This is a genomic window from Pseudoduganella ginsengisoli (assembly GCF_009720865.1).
Lineage (GTDB): Bacteria > Pseudomonadota > Gammaproteobacteria > Burkholderiales > Burkholderiaceae_D > Rugamonas > Rugamonas ginsengisoli.
Window position 1 is genome coordinate 35,379 of the sequence record NZ_WNLA01000027.1, and the last position, 19,435, is coordinate 54,813.

Annotated in this window: 17 protein-coding genes; 10 read left to right on the plus strand and 7 right to left on the minus strand. The window is 55.5% G+C overall.

Annotated elements, in window-relative coordinates; translation table 11 throughout:
- Positions 1 to 173: 173 nt before the first annotated feature.
- The 4 genes from GM668_RS26465 to GM668_RS26480 are packed head-to-tail and all read left to right on the plus strand — an operon-like array spanning position 174 to position 5,069.
- Complete coding sequence (locus tag GM668_RS26465; protein ID WP_155441973.1) at positions 174 to 1,295, plus strand: DNA cytosine methyltransferase; 1,122 nt, start codon at positions 174 to 176, stop codon at positions 1,293 to 1,295.
- A complete protein-coding gene (locus GM668_RS26470; RefSeq protein WP_170305852.1) occupies positions 1,292 to 3,313 on the plus strand; it encodes an ATP-binding protein in 2,022 nt (673 codons plus the stop codon). The genes GM668_RS26465 and GM668_RS26470 overlap by 4 nt, the downstream gene beginning before the upstream one ends.
- Positions 3,313 to 4,587: a PP_RS20740 family protein gene (locus GM668_RS26475; protein WP_155441975.1), complete on the plus strand. Its 1,275-nt coding sequence runs from the start codon at positions 3,313 to 3,315 to the stop codon at positions 4,585 to 4,587. Before GM668_RS26470 ends, GM668_RS26475 begins: the two co-directional genes overlap by 1 nt.
- Before the next feature lie 2 nt (positions 4,588 to 4,589).
- Positions 4,590 to 5,069: a very short patch repair endonuclease gene (locus GM668_RS26480; RefSeq protein ID WP_170305853.1), complete on the plus strand. Its 480-nt coding sequence runs from the start codon at positions 4,590 to 4,592 to the stop codon at positions 5,067 to 5,069.
- 5 nt (positions 5,070 to 5,074) lie between these two features.
- Here the strand turns inward: GM668_RS26480 and GM668_RS26485 are convergent, their stop codons facing one another.
- From GM668_RS26485 to dnaA, 4 genes are all read right to left on the minus strand, one after another.
- Positions 5,075 to 6,943 carry a TonB C-terminal domain-containing protein gene (locus tag GM668_RS26485; RefSeq protein WP_155441976.1) on the minus strand — a complete coding sequence of 623 codons (1,869 nt, stop codon included), beginning with the start codon at positions 6,941 to 6,943 and terminating at the stop codon, positions 5,075 to 5,077.
- A 127-nt stretch (positions 6,944 to 7,070) separates the two neighbouring features.
- A complete protein-coding gene (gyrB, locus tag GM668_RS26490; RefSeq protein ID WP_155441977.1) occupies positions 7,071 to 9,575 on the minus strand; it encodes a DNA topoisomerase (ATP-hydrolyzing) subunit B in 2,505 nt (834 codons plus the stop codon).
- Positions 9,576 to 9,628: 53 nt separating this feature from the next.
- Complete coding sequence (dnaN, locus tag GM668_RS26495) at positions 9,629 to 10,735, minus strand: DNA polymerase III subunit beta (protein ID WP_155441978.1); 1,107 nt, start codon at positions 10,733 to 10,735, stop codon at positions 9,629 to 9,631.
- A 179-nt stretch (positions 10,736 to 10,914) separates the two neighbouring features.
- Positions 10,915 to 12,336: a chromosomal replication initiator protein DnaA gene (dnaA, locus tag GM668_RS26500; protein WP_155441979.1), complete on the minus strand. Its 1,422-nt coding sequence runs from the start codon at positions 12,334 to 12,336 to the stop codon at positions 10,915 to 10,917.
- 512 nt (positions 12,337 to 12,848) lie between these two features.
- On the opposite strand from dnaA, the gene rpmH reads away from it, so the two are divergent.
- The 6 genes from rpmH to GM668_RS26530 all read left to right on the plus strand — a co-directional run bounded on the left by rpmH (position 12,849) and on the right by GM668_RS26530 (position 17,502).
- Positions 12,849 to 12,986, plus strand: coding sequence for a 50S ribosomal protein L34 (gene rpmH, locus GM668_RS26505; RefSeq protein ID WP_078035393.1), 138 nt, complete (start codon positions 12,849 to 12,851; stop codon positions 12,984 to 12,986).
- Positions 12,987 to 13,010: 24 nt separating this feature from the next.
- Positions 13,011 to 13,433 carry a ribonuclease P protein component gene (rnpA, locus tag GM668_RS26510; RefSeq protein WP_170305856.1) on the plus strand — a complete coding sequence of 141 codons (423 nt, stop codon included), beginning with the start codon at positions 13,011 to 13,013 and terminating at the stop codon, positions 13,431 to 13,433.
- Positions 13,430 to 13,678, plus strand: coding sequence for a membrane protein insertion efficiency factor YidD (gene yidD / locus GM668_RS26515; protein WP_155441981.1), 249 nt, complete (start codon positions 13,430 to 13,432; stop codon positions 13,676 to 13,678). Before rnpA ends, yidD begins: the two co-directional genes overlap by 4 nt.
- Positions 13,679 to 13,689: 11 nt before the next feature.
- The gene (gene yidC, locus GM668_RS26520; RefSeq protein WP_155441982.1) at positions 13,690 to 15,378 is read left to right on the plus strand and encodes a membrane protein insertase YidC; all 1,689 of its coding nucleotides are present in this window, start codon (positions 13,690 to 13,692) and stop codon (positions 15,376 to 15,378) included.
- Between the two features lie 156 nt (positions 15,379 to 15,534).
- Entirely contained in the window at positions 15,535 to 16,914 is a 1,380-nt protein-coding gene (gene mnmE, locus GM668_RS26525; RefSeq protein WP_155441983.1) for a tRNA uridine-5-carboxymethylaminomethyl(34) synthesis GTPase MnmE, read from the plus strand.
- A gap of 168 nt (positions 16,915 to 17,082) precedes the next feature.
- Positions 17,083 to 17,502, plus strand: coding sequence for a hypothetical protein (locus tag GM668_RS26530; RefSeq protein WP_155441984.1), 420 nt, complete (start codon positions 17,083 to 17,085; stop codon positions 17,500 to 17,502).
- Position 17,503: 1 nt separating this feature from the next.
- Here GM668_RS26530 and GM668_RS26535 read toward each other — a convergent pair whose 3' ends face one another.
- Genes GM668_RS26535 through GM668_RS26545 form a run of 3 tightly spaced genes read right to left on the minus strand, consistent with a single transcriptional unit; the run spans position 17,504 to position 19,371 of the window.
- Positions 17,504 to 18,412, minus strand: a complete 909-nt coding sequence (locus GM668_RS26535; protein WP_155441985.1) for an anti-sigma factor family protein — start codon at positions 18,410 to 18,412, stop codon at positions 17,504 to 17,506.
- Positions 18,412 to 18,930 carry an RNA polymerase sigma factor gene (locus tag GM668_RS26540; protein ID WP_229499943.1) on the minus strand — a complete coding sequence of 173 codons (519 nt, stop codon included), beginning with the start codon at positions 18,928 to 18,930 and terminating at the stop codon, positions 18,412 to 18,414. Before GM668_RS26540 ends, GM668_RS26535 begins: the two co-directional genes overlap by 1 nt.
- 12 nt (positions 18,931 to 18,942) lie before the next feature.
- Positions 18,943 to 19,371 carry a nuclear transport factor 2 family protein gene (locus GM668_RS26545; protein ID WP_155441986.1) on the minus strand — a complete coding sequence of 143 codons (429 nt, stop codon included), beginning with the start codon at positions 19,369 to 19,371 and terminating at the stop codon, positions 18,943 to 18,945.
- Positions 19,372 to 19,435 lie beyond the last annotated feature (64 nt).

Here is a 19,435-nt window from a genome sequence, read left to right on the forward strand (position 1 = left end):
CGAAAGGCGGTTTTTGCTACCAGCTTCCATTCCCACATGGAAATCGGTATACATTTCACAAAATGCAATGATTTGCCTCAGTATTTGCTATTTTCCTTCTCAATGGTTCCTTTGTTGCAACCATCACCAGCCTTGACCTCATGTAGAATGCAACAAACTTTTTGGTTGCACATATGGATGATACGCTTAGCTACTCGGGCGCAAATGCTCTCCTCAATACGTTGCCTAAAATCAACAGTCAGTCACCTGTCTCGGCACAATCTGATGAAGTGAGCGCTCGCACTCCGACCGTCATATCGTTGTTCTGCGGAGCTGGAGGGCTTGACGTAGGTTTTTCTCAGGCAGGATTTAATGTTGTGTTAGCGGTAGATTATTTTCAATCCGCAATAGATACTCACAATCATAATTCAAAAGATAAGTCGGCTGTAAAGCTTGATCTAGCTACCGCTACTGCGACAGATCTACACGCACTTATCCAAAAAATTTCCCCCAATGCTTCTCCAATAGGCATTATCGGTGGCCCACCATGCCAAGGTTTCTCTCAGGCAAATACAAAACGCTCGCATTCCGATCCACGTAATAACCTAGCGAAAAATTATACAAAGATAATAACTCAACTAGCAGATATTTACCCTATTGAGTTTTTTTTATTCGAAAATGTGTCTGGACTTTTATCTAAAGAAAACGAAAAGGTTCTTAAAAATCTTCAAAAAACTTTGTCCTCGAAGTTTACAGTTTCCTCGTCCTGTTTAAATGCGAAAAACTTTCATGTTCCGCAAAGTCGTGAACGCTTCTTCATGGTGGGTTTGCGAAAAAATAACAAAAATAGGAAATTTGAATTTCCAGCTCCGGCAACTGAAACTCTGAAAACCGTTCGTGATGCGATCGAAAATCTTCCACAGCCGGTTTTTTTCGATCGCTCCTTGACACCGAAAGATATTCCGCATCATCCTAATCACTGGACAATGAGACCTTTGTCAAAGCGTTTTGGACCTGATTTGGTTTCTAGCGGAAGGTCGTTGATTCGACTTAATTGGGACAAACCAAGTCGTACCGTTGCTTATGGACATCGCGAGATACATGTGCATCCATCCGGGCTTCGGCGATTGTCAATTTATGAAGCTATGCTATTACAGGGATTCCCAAAAGACTATCAATTATGTGGTACTTTAAGTGAGCAAGTTACTCAAGTTTCTAATGCAGTGCCGCCCCCACTAGCGAAAGTGCTGGCTGAATCTATTCGAATTCAGATAAATGAAGAGATTGTTAAAAAATGCGAACAGACTCAAAAATGATAGATGCCAGCAAAGAAACTGAAACTGAAATCCTAGAGCAGGTTAAAGCAAATCGGACCACCGGTGAACCTGTACGTGCTGTTCTTAAAACGGATGAGCGTGTTTTTGCTAGGATCACGGATGGCATTTATCGAGAACCTGCCTCAGCTCTTAGGGAGCTTATTGCCAATGCCTACGATGCTGATGCAACTTCCGTTCATGTCATCACTGATGCGCCAAGATTTTCGAGAATAATTATCCGTGATAATGGCCATGGCCTAACTGAAGAAGCTTTAGTACATGTTATTTGTCATATTGGAGGAAGTCTTAAACGCTCCTCAGAAGGGAGTGAGTACAACGTTGTTTCCCCTTCTGACCGGACTCGGAGCCCTGGTGGAAGAAAGCTCATTGGAAAATTAGGCATTGGTCTTTTTTCGGTTTCACAACTTACGCATCGCCTAACAATTGTTACGAAGGTAAAAAACGAAAATGTTCGTAGGGTTTGTGAAATCCTTTTAATGCCCCAAAGGGATGATCAGGTAGATGCTGCTGGAACAGGCGAAGAAAAAAAATACGTAACAGGTAAAGTACAAATACATACTGTCCTGGCTACGGATTTGAGTTCTCAAGGTACCGAAATTACTTTGCATGAGATTAGACCGTTTGTTCGTGAGAGCTTGCAATCTGCATCATTATGGGCTGCGATAAATCCTGAGCCGGAATTAAAGGCTGATTCAGATAATTCAGATGACGATGAGCCAAATTTAGAAGGCAATGGCGATGATGCTGAGGACGATTTCGTTGCTCGCCCGGTTTTGCCAACTTTTCACATTGGGCAAGTTAGTCAGAGGGAAGCCGAAAGTCTAATTTTGCCGGCGAAACTGCCATGGGATAAGGAGGATTCTCCTGAAGCAAAGTTTCGAAAATTACTCGAAGGCCTCCGCCAGTTAGATAAGGGGGACAGCAGGCAAGAAAAGATTAAGCTTTCTGATGTGCTTGACACTTATTTTCGGACTATCTGGACACTTAGTTTGTCTATCCCGGTCTCTTATATTGATAAGCACCCCTTTTCTTTAAGCGCAAATTCTAGCTTAGACATGTTTGCTCTAAGCAATAAATCAATTAGGCCAAAGCCAGTTGTGATTGAATTGGAAGAAGGTTTTAACCTTCGGGATTACTGTAGTTTGTCTACTCCAGATAATCCATCTGAGATGCCTTTTGACGTTTATTTTGATGGCCTGCTGCTTCGTAGGCCGTTATCTTTCAATGATGATACTACGTCGCTGGACGCTCAGGTTGGAAGGAATTTGTTATTTGTAGGTAAGATAAAGTCAGACATGACGTCGCTTCCGGCTGAGTACAGTGGCGGCCCTTTAGAACTTGAGGCTTATTACTATTGGCAGCCGAGAATAGTGCCTTCAGACCATAATGGTGTGATGGTCCGTATTCATGGGGCTAGCGGTATTATGTTTGACGATCAATTCTTTAAATACCAGGTTTCGGAGCAAAACCGCTTGGGGCAGATTACTGCTGAAATATTTGTTCTTCAAGGGCTCGACTCAGCGCTGAACATTGATCGAGAATCTTTCAACATAGCGCATCCTCATTATCAATTCATGAGGAAATGGGTTCATCATTCACTTCGCCAAATGGTGTCAAAGCAGAAGGCACTAACAAAAGGAGTACGGGACCTTGAGCTTACCGGCGGACTGGAAGAAGCAAAAGTAAAGCTTGATAAGCTTGTTGTTGATCGAATTGGACGTTCTCCTCAAGTTCGTACAGATTTTGTTGAGTCTGCTCAACCGTTAGATTTTTCTGGCGCGGTTATGGCACTTCAGCGTTCAGTGGTATTCGCTCCTCGAGCCGCAATTAAACCTCGAACGAAATCAGAGAAGCTTCGAGAAGCATTATTTGAGGAGAAAATTAAAGCAGTTGCGGATGTCTTAAGAAGCTATGGCGTGTTAGATAAAGTTGATCTTAAAACGCAAGAAGAGATGCTTCAGAAGATAGTGGAAATCTTCACAATTGATATCAAGTGATGGCTGAAAAACACAATGAATTGTTTGGTGATGAAAGTGGCCATTTTGAAGAAGGCTCAGCACCAAAGAACGTAGAGCATACTCCATTCGAAGTTCGAACGGAATTTTTTCCTTGGCATAAGCCGCGTAAACATTATCTCCGACAGAATCAGTGGTCCAAGAGTATTGCTACGTTGGTTGATTCTTTAAAGCTGAAGGACCGAAAAAGGTCTTTGCATTACTTGAGCCTTCCTGGGCCTGATCTTCTGGATGTTCGCACTCTTGAGCCAATGTGCAAGCTTAAAGAGGTAAAACTTTCTTTCCTAGGTTTAAATGATGGCGGAAGTGATGGGGAGCATAATAAGCATCTTAATGCGGCTTTATTAAGCCAAGTTCTTTCACTTCCGGCAATCGATTCTATGTCTGGTGTTGTTCCAGATAAATTTGAACACCTTGCGAAGGAGAAATCGATTGCATATGAAAGGATAATTGCATCACACCGTTCTTTTGATGTAATTAATGTGGATCTTTGTGGGACGCTTGCTGAGGCGCCACCAGGAAAGCCAGGCCCTACGTTAACGAATGCTATTTTCAATTTAATAAATCATCAGGCAAAAACTAGAACTGAGGATTGGTTGCTTTTCTTAACTACTCGTTCGAATAAAGACATGGTTGATCAACAGACCATGCAAAAGATGCTTGATTGGTTGAATGAATTATTGGCGACTGACGTAACTCTGTTGCAAAAATACATTGAAAGTGGGTTTGTCAGTAATGCAGAGTTGACGAATGGGCGGGTGGACTTAAGCAAGCTTTCTGACAAGGCACATTCTTTGCTATTCACCATTGGTCTTGGGCACTGGATTTTTGAATCATTGTTTAATAACCAGCCTGCATGGCGTGTCGACATGCTTCCTCAATTCGGATACCATGTATTACTACGCGACCCGACATGTGACATGATTTCAATGGGATTTTATTGTAAGAAAATGGCTGTTGCTGCAGCGCAGGACTCGATGGGGCTTGCGCACGTTCCAAAGTCAAATAATATGCCAAATCCTGCTGATATAAAAAAGGCTTGCTTTGAAAAAATTCATCGGCGAGTGCAAGAGACTTGTGACGTGGATGTTAAGCTTCACGTCGACCAAGAATTATATAAAAACTGCCTAAATGAATCTGCCGAACTTTTGAAGGGTGCACTATATGACCATGAGAAATATAAAGAATTTGCAGAGGCTCAACGAAAAATAATGGAAATTTTCCTTATGAAACATAGTCTAGTGGCAACGACTTAACGGTGGATAATATTGACGCAGAGCGTCGAAGTAAAAATATGCGTGCAATTAAAAGTCAGGACACGTTGCCTGAGGTAATTGTGCGTCGTCTTGTTCGCCAGCTTGGGATGCGTTATAGGCTAAAGTACCTACTTCCGGGTAAGCCAGACCTTACTTTTGTCGGAAGAAGGAAAGTTATATTTGTTCACGGTTGCTTTTGGCATCAACATGGGTGTCGTCTAGTACGCCCGCCAAAGTCGAACCAGTCTTATTGGCTGCCCAAGCTGGAGCGCACAAAAATTCGTGACGTGGAAAATATAGCCAAGTTGAACGCGGCAGGGTGGTCCGTACTAGTTGTTTGGGAGTGCGAATTGAAAGATGAAGCTACTTTGCGTCGCCGACTTCAAGAATTTTTAGAGCCTTCATCGGAGCAAGCTGGAATCCTGGGCACCTTTGCTGAGAATCCTTTTCATTTGGGAATGGAATTATCGAGATATGAGTAATTTGCCTATTGCAACCTCACCGCCGTATCCATCACCCAAGTCCTACGAATCTCCACCACGTCATACTGCCGCGCCAACCCCGGCGGAAACGCCCCATACGGCGCCTGGCTAGCCACCACCTTACGCACAGCCTCATCAATCGCCGGCACTCCGCTGGAAACCACAAACGTCACTTTCTCCACCGACCCATCCGCCCGAATCGCCACAGTCACGACTGGCGACACATGCTTCTGCTTGATCACTTCCTTCACTGTGTCAAACGTCATATTCATCTCAATCTTCTTGGCCATGGCTTCCGCATAGAGCACGAAATCAGCATTCGCATCAGCGCGTCCCAGGAGCCAGCCGCGGCGCAGGCCGCTAGCTGACGGTAATGATGAGTTACGGCTCGCCGCATCACGCTGTGCCGCCTCTTCATTGAGCTGCCGGCCAATTGCGCGCAGACGTTCTTCGCGTTGTGCTTCCCGCTCAGCCTTCTCACGCTGCGCCTGTTCCTGTTTGAGGCGAGCCTGTTGCGCAGCGTCTAGCTTGGCGGCTTCTTGACGGCCCGCCTCTTGTTTCAGCGCTTCCTGGCGTGCTGCTTCCTGATTCTGAGCAGCCTGCCTTGCCGCCTCAGCCTGCTTCGCCTGTTCCGCACGTATGGCTTCCTTACGCGCCGCCTCGGCACGCTCTTGCTCCAAACGAGCAGCTTCCTGGCGAGCCTTTTCCTCCAGCTTTGCCTGTTCCAGCCGAGCTGCATTCTGCCGCGCAGCCTCTTCCTGCCGAACCTGTTCCTGACGCAACGCTTCCCGGCGCAATTGCTCTTGCTGGGCAAGCCTCTGGCGCTCAATCTCAGCACGGGCAGCTTCAGCCCGTTCCACTTCTTTCCGGGCCGCTTCCTGACGCGCCTGCTCGGCCAGCTTTGCCTGTTCGTGCCGTAACGCCTCCCGGCGCATCTCCTCTTGCCGCGCCAGCTTTTGCCGTTCCGCTTCCAATCGGGCAGTCTCGGCGCGTTCCAGTTCTTTTCTGGCGGCCTCTAACCGCGCTTGTTCAGCCAACTTGGCCTGTTCCTGCCGCAGCGCTTCCCGGCGTAATTGCTCTTGCTGGGCAAGCCTTTGCCGCTCAGCCTCCAGCCGTGCGGCCTCGGCCCGCTCCAGCTCCAACCGGGCAGCCTCAACGCGCGCTTGCTCAGCCTGTTTCGCCTGCTCTTGCCGCAACGCTTCCTGGCGCATCTCTACTTGCCGCGCCAGCCTTTGCCGTTCAGCCTCCAGCCGCGCAGCTTCCGCGCGCTCCAATTCCAGCTGCGCCGCAGCCTGCCGTGCCAGTTCGTCCTGCTTGGCCTGCTCCACGCGAAACGCTTCACGGCGCGCTTCTTCTTGCTTTCGAGCGGAAGTAATCAGTTCAACTTCCCGCAGCCGTTCGGCTTCCTGCTGTTCCCGTTCGACCTTGGCGAGATTCGGCACCGAAGTCTCTTGCTCGACCGGCACAGGGCGCTTATCGATGATGGGGATGCTCTTGCTTGGAACGGAAAAGCCGTGCGATGCCGCGGCGGGGAGGGCCGTGATTGGCTGTAATGCCGGCGAAGGAGACGGCGGAGGTACCGCAGCAATTGCTGGCGCAGATACAGGGACTGGGACCGGAGCAAGGGCAGGCACCGGGGCAGTGGCATCGGCACGTTCTGCAGGCGGTTCAATGGCAGGTGCCGCAGATACCGGAGGCGCTGCCGGTGCAGCAGGCGCAGGCCCCATCTCCAGCACAATCCGCAAATCATTCGCGCCCAGCCGCCTTTCTTTCCACGGCAAATGCAGGCCCGGAATGCCAAACGACGTCCCGCCAAACGTCACGCTTAACAGCGCAGCATGAATCACCAGCGACAGCACCAAGGCGGTGCTCATTCGCTTGGGATCGCGGTGCGTAGAAAGCGCAGTGTTCAAATTCAAACCTTATGGAAGAAGCGGTGGCATGGCCAAAAAAAAGCCAACCTTCAAAGGGTTGGCTTTTTTGCTCAACGTGTCAAGCGTATCAAACGTCGATGTTACCCGCACGCAGCGCATTGGTCTCGATGAAGTTGCGGCGTGGCTCCACGTCATCGCCCATCAAGGTCGTGAAGATCTGGTCCGCGGCAATCGCGTCTTCGATCTGCACTTTCAACAGACGGCGCACGGTCGGGTCCATCGTGGTTTCCCACAGCTGCTCTGGATTCATCTCGCCCAGACCTTTATAGCGCTGCTTGGACACGACTCGTTCCGCTTCATCACGCAGCCACTGCATCGCGTGGTGGAAGTCGACTACTGCCGATTCCTTGGTGCGTTCGCCTTCGCCACGGCGAATCACAGCGCCTTCGCCGATCAAGCCTTCGAACGTCGCTGCGGCATCAGCCAGCACACGGTAATCCGCGCCTTGCACGAAGTCCGCATCGATGGCCGATACTTTCACGTTACCGTGGTGCATACGCTCGATCCACAGCATGTGCTTCTCGGACAATTCATCCGAACGCACCGACACTTTGACCGAAGGATCATTGATCTTTTCCGCCATTGCCTGCGCCGATGCTTGCGCGCCTTCGATGGTGTCCAGGTTCAGCTTCACGCCCGTCATGATGGCCGTCAGCGCGGCGCGGTCGATCACGCGGGTCAGGCGCGTCATGATGGCGTTGGACAGGTTGTACTTCTCTGCCAGCGCACCCAGCGCTTCGCCCTGGATCACTTCCGCGCCTTCGCGCGGCGTCAGCACGGCGGTGTTCAGCGCCACCGTCATCATGTAGCCCGCTTCTTCCAGGTCATCCTTCAGGTAACGCTCATCGCGGCCTGCCTTGACCTTGTACAGCGGCGGCTGCGCAATGTAGATGTGGCCACGTTCGACCAGCTGCGGCATCTGGCGGTAGAACAGCGTCAGCAACAGCGTGCGGATGTGGGCGCCGTCGACGTCCGCATCGGTCATGATGATGATGCGGTGGTAGCGCAGTTTATCGGGATTGAATTCGTCCGGGCCGATCGACGTGCCGAGCGTCGCGATCAACGTCGTGATCTGCTCGGACGACAGCATCTTTTCAAAGCGCGCCTTTTCCACGTTCAAGACTTTGCCTCGGAGAGGCAAGATCGCCTGGAATTTACGGTCGCGGCCCTGCTTGGCGGAGCCGCCTGCAGAGTCACCCTCGACGATGTACAGTTCGGACAGGGCAGGATCCTTCTCCTGGCAGTCCGCCAGCTTGGCCGACAGGCCCAGGCCGTCCATCACACCTTTACGGCGGGTCAGGTCGCGCGCCTTGCGGGCAGCTTCGCGGGCGCGTGCGGCTTCCACGATCTTGCCGCAAATGATCTTCGCGTCATTTGGCTTTTCCATCAGGAAGTCGGTCAGCGTTTTCGCGACGATTTCTTCCACCGGGCCGCGCACTTCGGACGACACCAGCTTGTCCTTGGTCTGCGACGAGAATTTTGGTTCCGGCACTTTCACGGACAGCACGCACGTCAAGCCTTCGCGCATGTCGTCGCCGGAGATTTCCACTTTCGCTTTCTTGGCGAAGTCGTTCTCGTCGATGTATTTGTTGATCACGCGCGTCATCGCGGCGCGCAGGCCGGTCAGGTGGGTGCCGCCGTCGCGCTGCGGGATGTTATTCGTGAAGCACAGCACTTGCTCGTTGAACGCATCGTTCCATTGCATCGACACGTCCACGGTAATCGTCGTGTTCTGGTCCGACTGGCGTTCGCCCACGGCCTGGAACACAGTCGGGTGCAGCACGGTCTTGGCCTTGTTGATGTATTCAACGAAGCCGCGCGTACCGCCTTCGAACGCAAAGATTTCTTCCTTGCCGGTGCGCTGGTCGGTCAATTTAATGTTGACGCCATTGTTCAGGAACGACAGTTCGCGGATACGCTTGGCCAGGATCTCGTAGTGGAATTCCACGTGCGTGAAGATTTCTTCGTCGGCCCAGAAGTGCACGTCGGTACCGCGCTTGTCGGTTTCGCCGATCACCTTGATAGGCGACACGGCCACGCCGTCGCGCATTTCGATTTCACGGTTTTGCGGGATGCCGCGCACGAAGTCCATCTGGTGCACTTTGCCATCGCGGCGGATCGTCACGCGCAGCAGTTTCGACAGCGCGTTCACGCAAGACACACCCACGCCGTGCAGGCCGCCCGACACTTTATATGCGTTCTGGTCGAACTTGCCGCCCGCGTGCAATTCCGTCAGCACGATTTCCGCAGCGGAGCGCTTTGGTTCGTGCTTGTCGTCCATTTTGAGGCCGACCGGAATGCCGCGGCCATTGTCGGTGATGGAGATCGAATTGTCCGAGTGGATCGTGACGTGGATTTCCGAGCAGTGGCCGGCCAGCGCTTCGTCAATCGAGTTGTCCAGCACCTCGAACACCAGGTGGTGCAGGCCGGTGCCGTCCGAAGTGTCACCGATATACATGCCTGGACGTTTGCGGACTGCTTCCAGCCCTTCCAGGATCTGGATCGACGACGCGCCGTATTCTTCCGCCTTCGGTGCTGCTGGTGCTGGATTTTCGTGTTGGCTTTCGGACATGGACTGCTTTCTCTAAAACGAAACTGTTTATGCTGTATTGCTGTGCTGTCGTATCAAATACGCATCGGCATGACGACGTACTTGAAGTCCTGATTTTCAGGAATCGAAATCAGCGCCGACGAATTCGAATCGCCCAGCGAAATGTTGATCTGGTCGCACTTCAGGTTGTTCAGCACGTCCAGCAGGTACGTCACGTTGAAGCCGATGTCGATCGCGTCGCCGCCGTAATCGATTTCCAGTTCTTCCACGGCTTCTTCCTGGTCCGCGTTGGTCGAGCTGATTTTCAGGCTGCCTGGCGCCAGGATGCAGCGCACGCCTTTGAATTTATCGCTGGTCATGATCGCAGCGCGCTGCAAGGAACGCAGCAGCTCGTCGCGCGAAATCGTGAAATCGTTCTTGTAACCCTTCGGGATCACGCGCGTGTAGTCAGGGAATTTGCCTTCCACCAGTTTCGAAATCAGTTCGATGTCGGAGAAGGTCAGCTTGACCTGGTTGGCGGCGATGTCCAGCTGTACCGGCTCGTCGCTTTCTTCCAGCAGGCGTTGCAGTTCGATGATGGTCTTGCGCGGGATGATGACTTCCTGGCGCTCGAACGTCTGCTCCGTCGCTACCTGGCAGAACGCCAGGCGGTGGCCGTCGGTCGCCACGGCGATCACGTTCTGGCCATCGAGCACCAGCAGCAGGCCGTTCAGGTAGTAACGGATGTCCTGTTGCGCCATCGAGAAGTGCACCATGTTGAACAGGTGCTTCAGGGTTTTTTGCGGCAGCGAGAACGAGGCGTTGTAGCTGTCGGCTTGTTGCACAGTCGGGAATTCCTCGGCCGCCAGGGTTTGCAGCGCGAAGCGCGATTTACCGGTTTGCACAGTCAGGCGCTTGTTCAGCAACGTCATCGTCACGTCGCCCGATTCCGGCAGCGCGCGCAGAATGTCCAGCAGCTTGCGCGCTGCCACAGTGGTGCCGGTCACTTCGGCGCCGGAACCGATTTCCGCGTGCGTGGTGATTTGCACTTCGGTGTCGGTCGACAGGAACGATACGCTTTCGCCGTCTTTGCGGATGAGGATATTGGCCAGAATCGGCATAGTGTGCCGACGCTCGACAATACCGCTCACGATCTGCAGTGGCCGGAGTAGCGTATCTCGGGTGGTTTTGACCAATTGCATGGGTGTATCCTCAATGAAAAATTAACGATATTCTTATTACAACAATTTTTGTGGCGCATTGCCGGATTACGCCTTCGGCTAATCCGGCCTACAGCACTGTTCCGTATCCCGTACCGCGTGGGTTCCGTAGGCCGGATTAGCGCAGCGTAATCCGGCATGCATGCAGGCCAGCATCCTCATTAACCCTTCAGCGTCTGCTCCAGCACGTGCAGTTCGTGGTTGCATTCCGGGTTCTTGGTGCGGTCCTGGGCGATCTTGCGCACGGCGTGCAGCACGGTCGTGTGGTCGCGGCCGCCGAACAGTTCGCCGATTTCCGGCAAACTCTTTTGCGTCAATTCCTTGGCCAGGTACATCGCGATCTGGCGTGGACGCGCAATGTTGGCGGGGCGGCGCTTCGAATACATGTCGGCGACTTTGATGTTGAAGAAGTCCGCCACCGTCTTCTGGATGTTTTCCACAGAAATCTGGCGGTTCTGCACCGACAGCAAATCCTTCAGCGCTTCCTTGACGATGTCGATGGAAATGTCTTTGCCATGGAAGCGCGAGTAAGCCAGGATCTTGCGCAGCGCGCCTTCCAGTTCACGCACGTTCGAACGCAGGTGCTTGGCCACGAAGAAGGCCACGTCATCGTTCAGGGTCACGCCTTCCGACTTCGCCTTCTTCAGCAAAATCGCCACGCGCATTTCCAGTTCCGGCGGCTCGATCGCCACCGTCAGGCCCGAATCGAAACGGGAAATCAGGCGGTCATCCATGCCAGTGATCTCTTTCGGATACGTGTCCGACGTGATGATGATCTGCTTCTTGGCCGCGATCAGCGCTTCAAACGCATAGAAGAATTCTTCCTGCGTGCGGCTCTTGCCGCCGAAGAATTGAATATCGTCGATCAGCAGCATGTCCAGCGAGTGGTAGTAATGCTTGAAGTCGTCGAAGCCTTTGCGCTGGTACGCCGTCACCACGTCGCGCACGTATTGTTCCGCGTGGATGTAGCGGATACGGGCGTTTGGCTGGTCGGCCATCACCTGGTTGCCGATCGCGTGGATCAAGTGGGTTTTACCGAGGCCCACGCCGCCATAGAAGAACAGCGGGTTGTACGACACGCCCGGATTGTTCGCCACTTGAATCGCGGCGGCGCGCGCCAGCTGGTTGGCCTTACCGGTCACGAAGCTGTCGAACGTCAGGTCCGTGTTGATGCGGCTTTGTTCGCGGCGCGGCGAATTGGCCAGGTTTTCCTGCACGGCGTTCGAGATGCCGGTGATGGCCGGTGCTGCCGGCGCGCCAGTGCCGCTGGCGGCGTTCGGCGCATCGGACGCACCAAAGGCGGCTGCGGCGGCAGTGGCCACCGGCGGTTTTTTAGCGGACAGGCGCGGGTCCAGTACGAACTGGACTTCCGTCGGCGCTTCCCAATACTGGCAGGCGAGCGCAGTGATGCGGCTGGCGAACTGGGATTTGACCCAGTCCAGCTTGAAGCGATTAGGCGCAGCAATGCGTAACTTGCCCTCCTCGAAATCGAGGGGAACCAGCGGTTTAATCCACGCATTGAATTGTTGCGGTGTCAGTTCCAGTTCCAGTTGCGCGGAACAGGTCTGCCAGAAATTTTCCATTGAATCGTCTATCTCTAAGAGTGCTGCTAGGCGGTCCGATCGCCGAGCGTAACGCGCTATTCTACTCCCTATGCACAAGGTTATCCACAGGCGCGCGGGGATTTTTTTTGTGTTTGGAGGGTATACTCTGCGGGCGATTTGTGGCTGAAAATGCACCGTGGCCTGCTTGCCGGATTACGGCTGTGCCTAATCCGGCCTACAGCGGGTGGTGTGGTGGAAAACGCAATAGGATGTAGGCCGGATTAGCGCAAAGCGCGTAATCCGGCAAGGCGCCGGCATGCCACAAGCACCTTGATGGTTGACAAGCGTAGCCAAACTATTGATAATTCAGGGTTCCCCGCCCGTATGCCGTGTTTATTCACATGAACATATATGGATAAGCGTGGATTCAGTAGCGGGCGATGAGATGGACCCAGCTGTGCCGGACGGCATAGGTGCGCGAAATGTCATTGGCACCAATTTAAAGACGGGACGTTTTTCCCGATTTTGTTTGCTTTTTCAGCGAGACCAACATGAAACGTACTTACCAACCTTCCGTAGTGCGCCGCAAGCGTACCCACGGCTTCCGTGCTCGTATGGCTACCCGTGGTGGCCGTCAGGTTCTGAACGCGCGTCGCGCCAAGGGCCGCAAGCGTCTGGCAGTGGTATAAGCCATCCGCTTGTTAGCTGATCGCGTGGACAGCCTTCAGACGAACGGCTCGACAGGCGAAGGTTCACACGACTTCGCACGCGCTCGGCGCATCATAAAAACGGATGAATTTTCATCCGTTTTTCGTTTGCGCCCTGCGCAAAAAAGCGCGCACTTCGTCCTCTACACCCGCCCCAACCAGCTGCCGCACGCGCGGCTGGGTGTGGTGGTGGCGAAACGATTTGCGCCGCGCGCCGTTACGCGCAATACCATCAAACGCGTCACCCGCGAATTATTCCGCGTGACCGCTCTGCCTCCTATCGACTGCGTGGTGCGTTTGTCGCGCCCCGTCAACAGCAAAGACCAGCCGGCCACGACCGCCAAACTCAAGGTGGAATTGCGCCAGGAACTCACGCGCCTGTTTGCCTCCCAAAAGAAGGCGAAGTTTCCAGTGAATCCTGCCAAATGAGCAAGCTGCTGACTTTGCTGCTGCGCTTTTACCAGGTAGCCATCAGCCCCATGCTGGGGCCGCGCTGCCGTTTTTACCCCAGTTGTTCCAATTACGCGATTGAAGCGCTCCGTGTCCACGGCGCTGCGCGGGGCAGCTGGCTGGCAGTGAGCCGCGTATGCCGCTGCCACCCCTGGCACGCGGGCGGGGTTGATCCCGTCCCGGCCAAGCATTCTTCGACCGCTTGCGGTTGCAACCACTCCTGATAAGTGTCGTAATGGAACTCAATAAACGTACCCTGCTGTGGATCGTGTTCGGCGCATCGCTGTTCCTGCTCTGGAACAACTGGATGATCTCCACCGGCCGTCCTTCCATGTTCGCACCGCCTGCGCCGGTATCGGCGACGGCTGCCGCCAAGAAGTCGGACCTGCCGGCGTCCAGCGCCGCCATTGCTGCAAGTGCAGCCGCCGCTGCCGCCGCATCCGGCGCCACCGACGCCGCGCCATTCAAGCGTGAAACCGTCACCATCACCACCGACGTGGTGAAAGCCGACATCGACACCCTGGGCGGCGTGATTACGCGCCTGGAACTGTTGAACCACCGCGACAAGATCGATCCGAAGAAAAACCAAGTGCTGTTCCAGCAAGAAGGCACCCGCAAATTCCTGGCGCAAACCGGCCTGGTTGGCGCCCCTGGCCTGCCTAACCACACCAGCGGCTTCACCGCGAAACCGGGCGCCCGTGTGCTGGGCGATGGCAACCAGGTGCAACTGGTGCTGGAAGCGGAGCAGGGCGGCGTGAAACTGGTGAAAACCTTCACCTTCAAACGCGGCGACTACACGATCGACGTGCGTCACGACGTGACCAACGTGTCGGCAGCACCGCTGGCGCCGCAGCTGTACATGCAGCTGGTCCACGACGGCAACAAGCCGGAAGGCGACACCTGGTTCAATTCCAGCTACACGGGCCCGACCCTGTACACGGAAGACAAGCACTATGAAAAGCTGACCTTCGAGAAAATCGAAAAGGCTGACGCGGCGCACGTGAAAAACCCAGCCGCGCCGCTGGAACAAGACCACGCGACCAAGGCGGACAATGGCTGGATCGCGATTTCGCAGCACTTCTTCGTGTCGGCTTTCGTGCCGCAGGATAAGCAGCAGCGCGACATCTTCACCAAGAAGATCGACACCAACCTGTACGCGATCGGCGTGCTGGAACAACTGGGCACGCTGGCCCCTGGCGCTACCTTGTCGAACACGGCCAAGCTGTATTCCGGCCCACAGGATGAAAAAGCGCTGACCAAAGTCGCGCCTAGCCTGGAACTGGTGAAGGATTACGGCAAGCTGACCATGATCGCCAAGCCGCTGCAAGCGGTGATGAGTTTCCTGCACGGCGTGCTGGGTAACTGGGGCTGGACCATCATTGCGTTCACGATCCTGATCAAGCTGGCGCTGTTCCCGCTGTCCGCAGCCGGCTACCGCAGCATGGCGCGCATGAAAGTCGTGACGCCGAAGATGACCGCGATCCGCGACAAATACAAAAACGATCCGCAAAAGCTGAACCAGGCCATGATGGAGCTGTACAAGACGGAGAAAATCAATCCGTTCGGCGGCTGCCTGCCTATCCTGATCCAGATGCCGATCTTCCTGGCGCTGTACTGGGTGCTGAATGCGTCGGTGGAAATGCGCGGTGCGCCATGGGTGGGCTGGATTCACGACTTGACCCAGCCTGACCCATTCTTCGTGCTGCCGATCCTGTACGCGATTTCGATGTTCGTGACGTTCAAACTGAACCCGCAGCCAACCGATCCGGTACAAGCGAAGATGATGCTGTTCATGCCGCTGGCATTCTCCGTGATGTTCTTCTTCTTCCCATCCGGCCTGGTGCTGTACTGGGTAGTGAACAACGTGCTGTCGATTGGCCAGCAATACGTGATCACCAAGAAGTTCGCGCCGAACACGAAGTAACGCCATCACGTGCCTCGTCATTTCCGCGCAGGCAGGAATCCATAGACCGTGGCCGACGCCGGCTCAGCATGGATCCCCGCCTTCGCGGGGATGACGATGTAGCATCTGTACCAAAGGCCCGTGTCCCCCACGGGCTTTTTCTTTAGAATCGACGACATGAAACTCGACACCTCCCCCATCGCCGCCATCGCCACCGCCCCTGGCCGCGGCGGCATTGGCGTAGTCCGCGCCTCCGGCAAGAACCTGCAGCCACTGGCGCAAGCGCTGTTCGGCGACGCAACCCTGAAACCGCGCCACGCCACCTACATCCCGTTCAAGCAGGCCGATGGCACCGTCATCGACGAGGGGCTGGCGATTTACTTCAAGGCGCCCCATTCATACACGGGCGAAGACGTGCTGGAACTGCAAGGCCATGGCGGCCCCATCGTGCTGCAAATGCTGTTGCAGCGCGTGCTGGAAGCGGGTGCGGAGTCAGGGCTGCGTTTGGCGGAACCCGGCGAATTCACGCGCCGCGCCTACCTGAACGACAAGCTGGACCTGGCGCAGGCGGAAGCGGTGGCGGACTTGATCGATGCCTCGACGGAAGCCGCCGCGAAATCCGCATCGCAATCGCTGTCGGGCGCATTCTCGAAAACCATCCATGCGCTGGTGGAGCGCGTGACGAATTTGCGCATGCTGGTGGAAGCGACACTGGACTTCCCGGAAGAAGAAATCGACTTCCTGGAAAAATCCAATGCGCGTGGCCAGCTGGCGGGCATCGTCGAAGCGCTGGACAACGTGTTCCGCCAGGCGGCGCAAGGCGCGCTGCTGCGTGAAGGGTTGAATGTGGTGCTGGTGGGGCAGCCCAATGTGGGCAAATCGTCGCTGCTGAACGCGCTGGCCGGCGCCGACGTCGCCATCGTGACGCCGATTGCGGGCACCACGCGCGACAAGGTATCGGAAACCATCCAGATCGAAGGCATCCCGCTGAACATCATCGACACGGCCGGCATCCGCCATCACGACGAAGCCACCGACCTGGTGGAGCGCATTGGCATTGAGCGCACGTGGGGCGAAGTGGAAAAGGCCGACGTGATCCTGCACTTGCTGGATGCGGACCAGGGCCCGACGCGGCAAGATGAATCCATCGTGGCCAACTTCCCGCAGGGCGTGCCGGTGGTGCGGGTGTGGAACAAGATCGACCTGTCTGGCCACAAGCCGGGTGTGGATGCGGCGGAAGATGCCACGCACATTTATTTGTCCGCGCACGAACACCAGGGCATTGATTTGCTGCGCGCGGAATTGCTGCGCATTGCGGGCTGGCAGCAGACGGGCGAGTCGCTGTACCTGGCGCGCGAGCGTCACTTAATCGCGCTGAAGTCCGCGTCGAAACACTTGGATCTGGCTGGTGAACATGCTGCCGTGTCGGACCAGTCGCTGGACTTGTTCGCGGAAGAATTGCGGCTGGCGCAGAATCAGTTGTCCAGTATTACCGGGGAGTTCACGCCGGATGATTTGCTGGGGGTGATTTTTAGCCGGTTCTGTATTGGTAAGTAATTTGTTGTCAAACTTCCCGCCACCTTGCCCCGGGCGACGGTGTACTCACGTGCATTACGGCTCACGCAGGTGCTGGCAGCCGAGTTTCATGGCAAACTGCAGAAAGTTGCCTATTTGGAAATGAAACTAGCTCAATAAAAGCATCACGCCATCACTCGGGAGCCACGCATGAGAATCAATGCCTACACCGCCATCCCCCAATACACCACTTCGCAGAAAGCCGCAGGCAGAACCGTTGCTGAAACCGGCAGTGCCGAAAGCACGAACAAGGCGGCGCAGATCATGCAGAAGTACAACCTCCGAGACATCTCCTACGCAGATGTCACCACGATGATGATGGACTTGCACAAGGCTGGCGCCATCCCTGGCGGTAATTTGCTGGATTACCTGCCGCCGCCCGAAGGCGAATTCAAAATGCAGGGCGGGAACCTGGTTTCGGTCGATACCGGCAAGAGCAACTTTCTGCACCGGCTCGACAGCCACCTCGCGTATGTCGAACAAAACCAGGCATCGGACTTCAGTACGATTTTTCAAGTCCGGCGCATGGCCGGCTTCTTTCACAACCTGGATGCGCTAGGACAGCGCTGATTCAGTCGGCTGCCTTGTGCTCCAGCTGCCCATACACGGCCGTCGCCAGCCGGGCCAATTCCGCCTTGCCGATGTTGGCTGACAGCGCATAGCCGAACCGGCCATCGATCCAGTAAAACACACTGACATCGCCTTCCTGCGCGAAGCGGAAGGCCGTGTCCTTGTTGTCCTTGTTATCGGCGGAGACGTACAGCGTGATGCGCCGTCCGGTCGCGTCGTTGTACATGAATTGCGCCACAGGGCCGCTGGCGCCCGGCAGCAGGCGGCCGCCGATCAAGTCGTAGCCCAATGCGCCCAATTTGGGCGGGCGTACGCTGGCTTTCAAGCGTTTCGACAGCCACGTCACCAACTGTTCTTCCTGCTCTGCCGTGATTTCCACGGGGCGCCGTACGTCGGGGCTGTAGACCGCATGGGCCACTGCTGCTTGCCGGGCAAAGGTGGGCATGGCTGCCGCCTCGCGCCCGTTGCCCTGCGCGGCCAGTTGCACGCCGGTTTGCGCCTGCCAGTGGCTGTGCGCGACCCAGCCTGCCGCGCCGCCGCATACGGCAAGCAGTACACCTGCCGCCATCCGGTACAGCGACCAGCGTGGTAAAGGCCCGTACGCTTGCTCCGTGCGCGCGGAAGGTAAGGCGGCAACAGCCTGCATGGCCTGTGCCGCAGGCGATAGCGGCGCAGCTTGCGGATCAGCCGGCGCCCGTGCCGCCGCCAATAGCCGTTCCGGCACCGCTTCATGCGCCACCGCACCAAATAACTGCTTTAACCCCAGTTCCTGCGCACCATATGCCCGCGCAGTCGCCGCTGCAGAAGGATCCTGCTCCAGCCACGCCGCCACGTCATCGCGTTGAGAAGATGGCAGCTCGCCATCAACAAACGCATTCAACTCTTCATCCGGAATCAAAGGCTTCTTCATTACCGCACCACTCTCAAAGGCTGGTCCGCCCCCGTCTCAAGCAGCGTCCGCAAATTCGCCCGCGCCCGCGACAGCCGCGACATCACACTGCCCACCGGACAGCCCAATACTTCCGCCACCTGTGCATACGACATGTCTTCCAGCCCCACCAGCAATAACACTTCCCGGTGGTCGTCCGACAGTTTGCGCAGCGCGTTATCCAGGTCCCGCAGCGCCAGGCTGTCCGGCGGGCGCTGGTTATCGGCAATGGCCAGGGCATCATCGTCGATCGGCACCGTGGACAGCGCCGGCTTGCGCGCCAGGTCCATGCGCAAATTGTGCATGATGGAGAACAGCCATGGGCGGATGTCGCCCATGCCGCTCCATGAAGTGGAACGCTCCCATGCCCGCGCCAGCGTGTCCTGCACCAGATCGTCGGCAGACGTGGCGTCTCCCGTCAACGCCCGCGCATAGCGGCGCAGGCTGGGCAGGCAGCCCAGCATTAATTGCTCCATCTGCGCGGCAGCGGACCGTTCCATCAGGCTGGCAAATCAGGAACCGGAAGCGGCAACCGCCAGTGCCGGCGCAATTTGCCATGTTTCGCCAACAATCTTGCCGTCGCGGTAGACCAGCACATAACGCACCTTGATTGGCTGCTTGCCCTCGAACAGCACGTTGGCCGTCACCGTACTGCCTTTCGGGTTGGCGGCTTCTTCCACCTTGTCGACGGAGACTTTCAGCGTGCCCTGCGCCTTGGCGAATTTTTCCCACAGTGCGCGGATATCTTTGGCGCCGCTGTAGCGGCCATCGAGCGGGCCGCCGATCCAGTCAAACGACGCCTGTTCGGCATAAGCGCCCATCACCTTGTCGACATCGCCCGCGCCGATGGCGGCAAAGTGCGCGCGTGCATCATCCGCAGGACCGGCAAACGCCGCAGCGCTCAGCGACAGCAGCAGGGCGGCAAAGGACAGTTTTTTCATGGTGGTGCTCCTTCTTCTGGTTTGGATACCAGCATAGACGCAGGGGCCACGGCGTATATTCCAC

Coding starts and splice junctions, on each gene's coding strand:
- GM668_RS26465 (WP_155441973.1), top strand. CDS start 174: ATGGATGATACGCTTAGCTACTCGGGCGCAAATGCTCTCCTCAATACG.
- GM668_RS26470 (WP_170305852.1), top strand. CDS start 1,292: ATGATAGATGCCAGCAAAGAAACTGAAACTGAAATCCTAGAGCAGGTT.
- GM668_RS26475 (WP_155441975.1), top strand. CDS start 3,313: ATGGCTGAAAAACACAATGAATTGTTTGGTGATGAAAGTGGCCATTTT.
- GM668_RS26485 (WP_155441976.1), bottom strand. CDS start 6,943: ATGAGCACCGCCTTGGTGCTGTCGCTGGTGATTCATGCTGCGCTGTTA.
- gyrB (WP_155441977.1), bottom strand. CDS start 9,575: ATGTCCGAAAGCCAACACGAAAATCCAGCACCAGCAGCACCGAAGGCG.
- dnaN (WP_155441978.1), bottom strand. CDS start 10,735: ATGCAATTGGTCAAAACCACCCGAGATACGCTACTCCGGCCACTGCAG.
- dnaA (WP_155441979.1), bottom strand. CDS start 12,336: ATGGAAAATTTCTGGCAGACCTGTTCCGCGCAACTGGAACTGGAACTG.
- rpmH (WP_078035393.1), top strand. CDS start 12,849: ATGAAACGTACTTACCAACCTTCCGTAGTGCGCCGCAAGCGTACCCAC.
- yidD (WP_155441981.1), top strand. CDS start 13,430: ATGAGCAAGCTGCTGACTTTGCTGCTGCGCTTTTACCAGGTAGCCATC.
- yidC (WP_155441982.1), top strand. CDS start 13,690: ATGGAACTCAATAAACGTACCCTGCTGTGGATCGTGTTCGGCGCATCG.
- mnmE (WP_155441983.1), top strand. CDS start 15,535: ATGAAACTCGACACCTCCCCCATCGCCGCCATCGCCACCGCCCCTGGC.
- GM668_RS26530 (WP_155441984.1), top strand. CDS start 17,083: ATGAGAATCAATGCCTACACCGCCATCCCCCAATACACCACTTCGCAG.
- GM668_RS26535 (WP_155441985.1), bottom strand. CDS start 18,412: ATGAAGAAGCCTTTGATTCCGGATGAAGAGTTGAATGCGTTTGTTGAT.
- GM668_RS26540 (WP_229499943.1), bottom strand. CDS start 18,930: ATGGAACGGTCCGCTGCCGCGCAGATGGAGCAATTAATGCTGGGCTGC.
- GM668_RS26545 (WP_155441986.1), bottom strand. CDS start 19,371: ATGAAAAAACTGTCCTTTGCCGCCCTGCTGCTGTCGCTGAGCGCTGCG.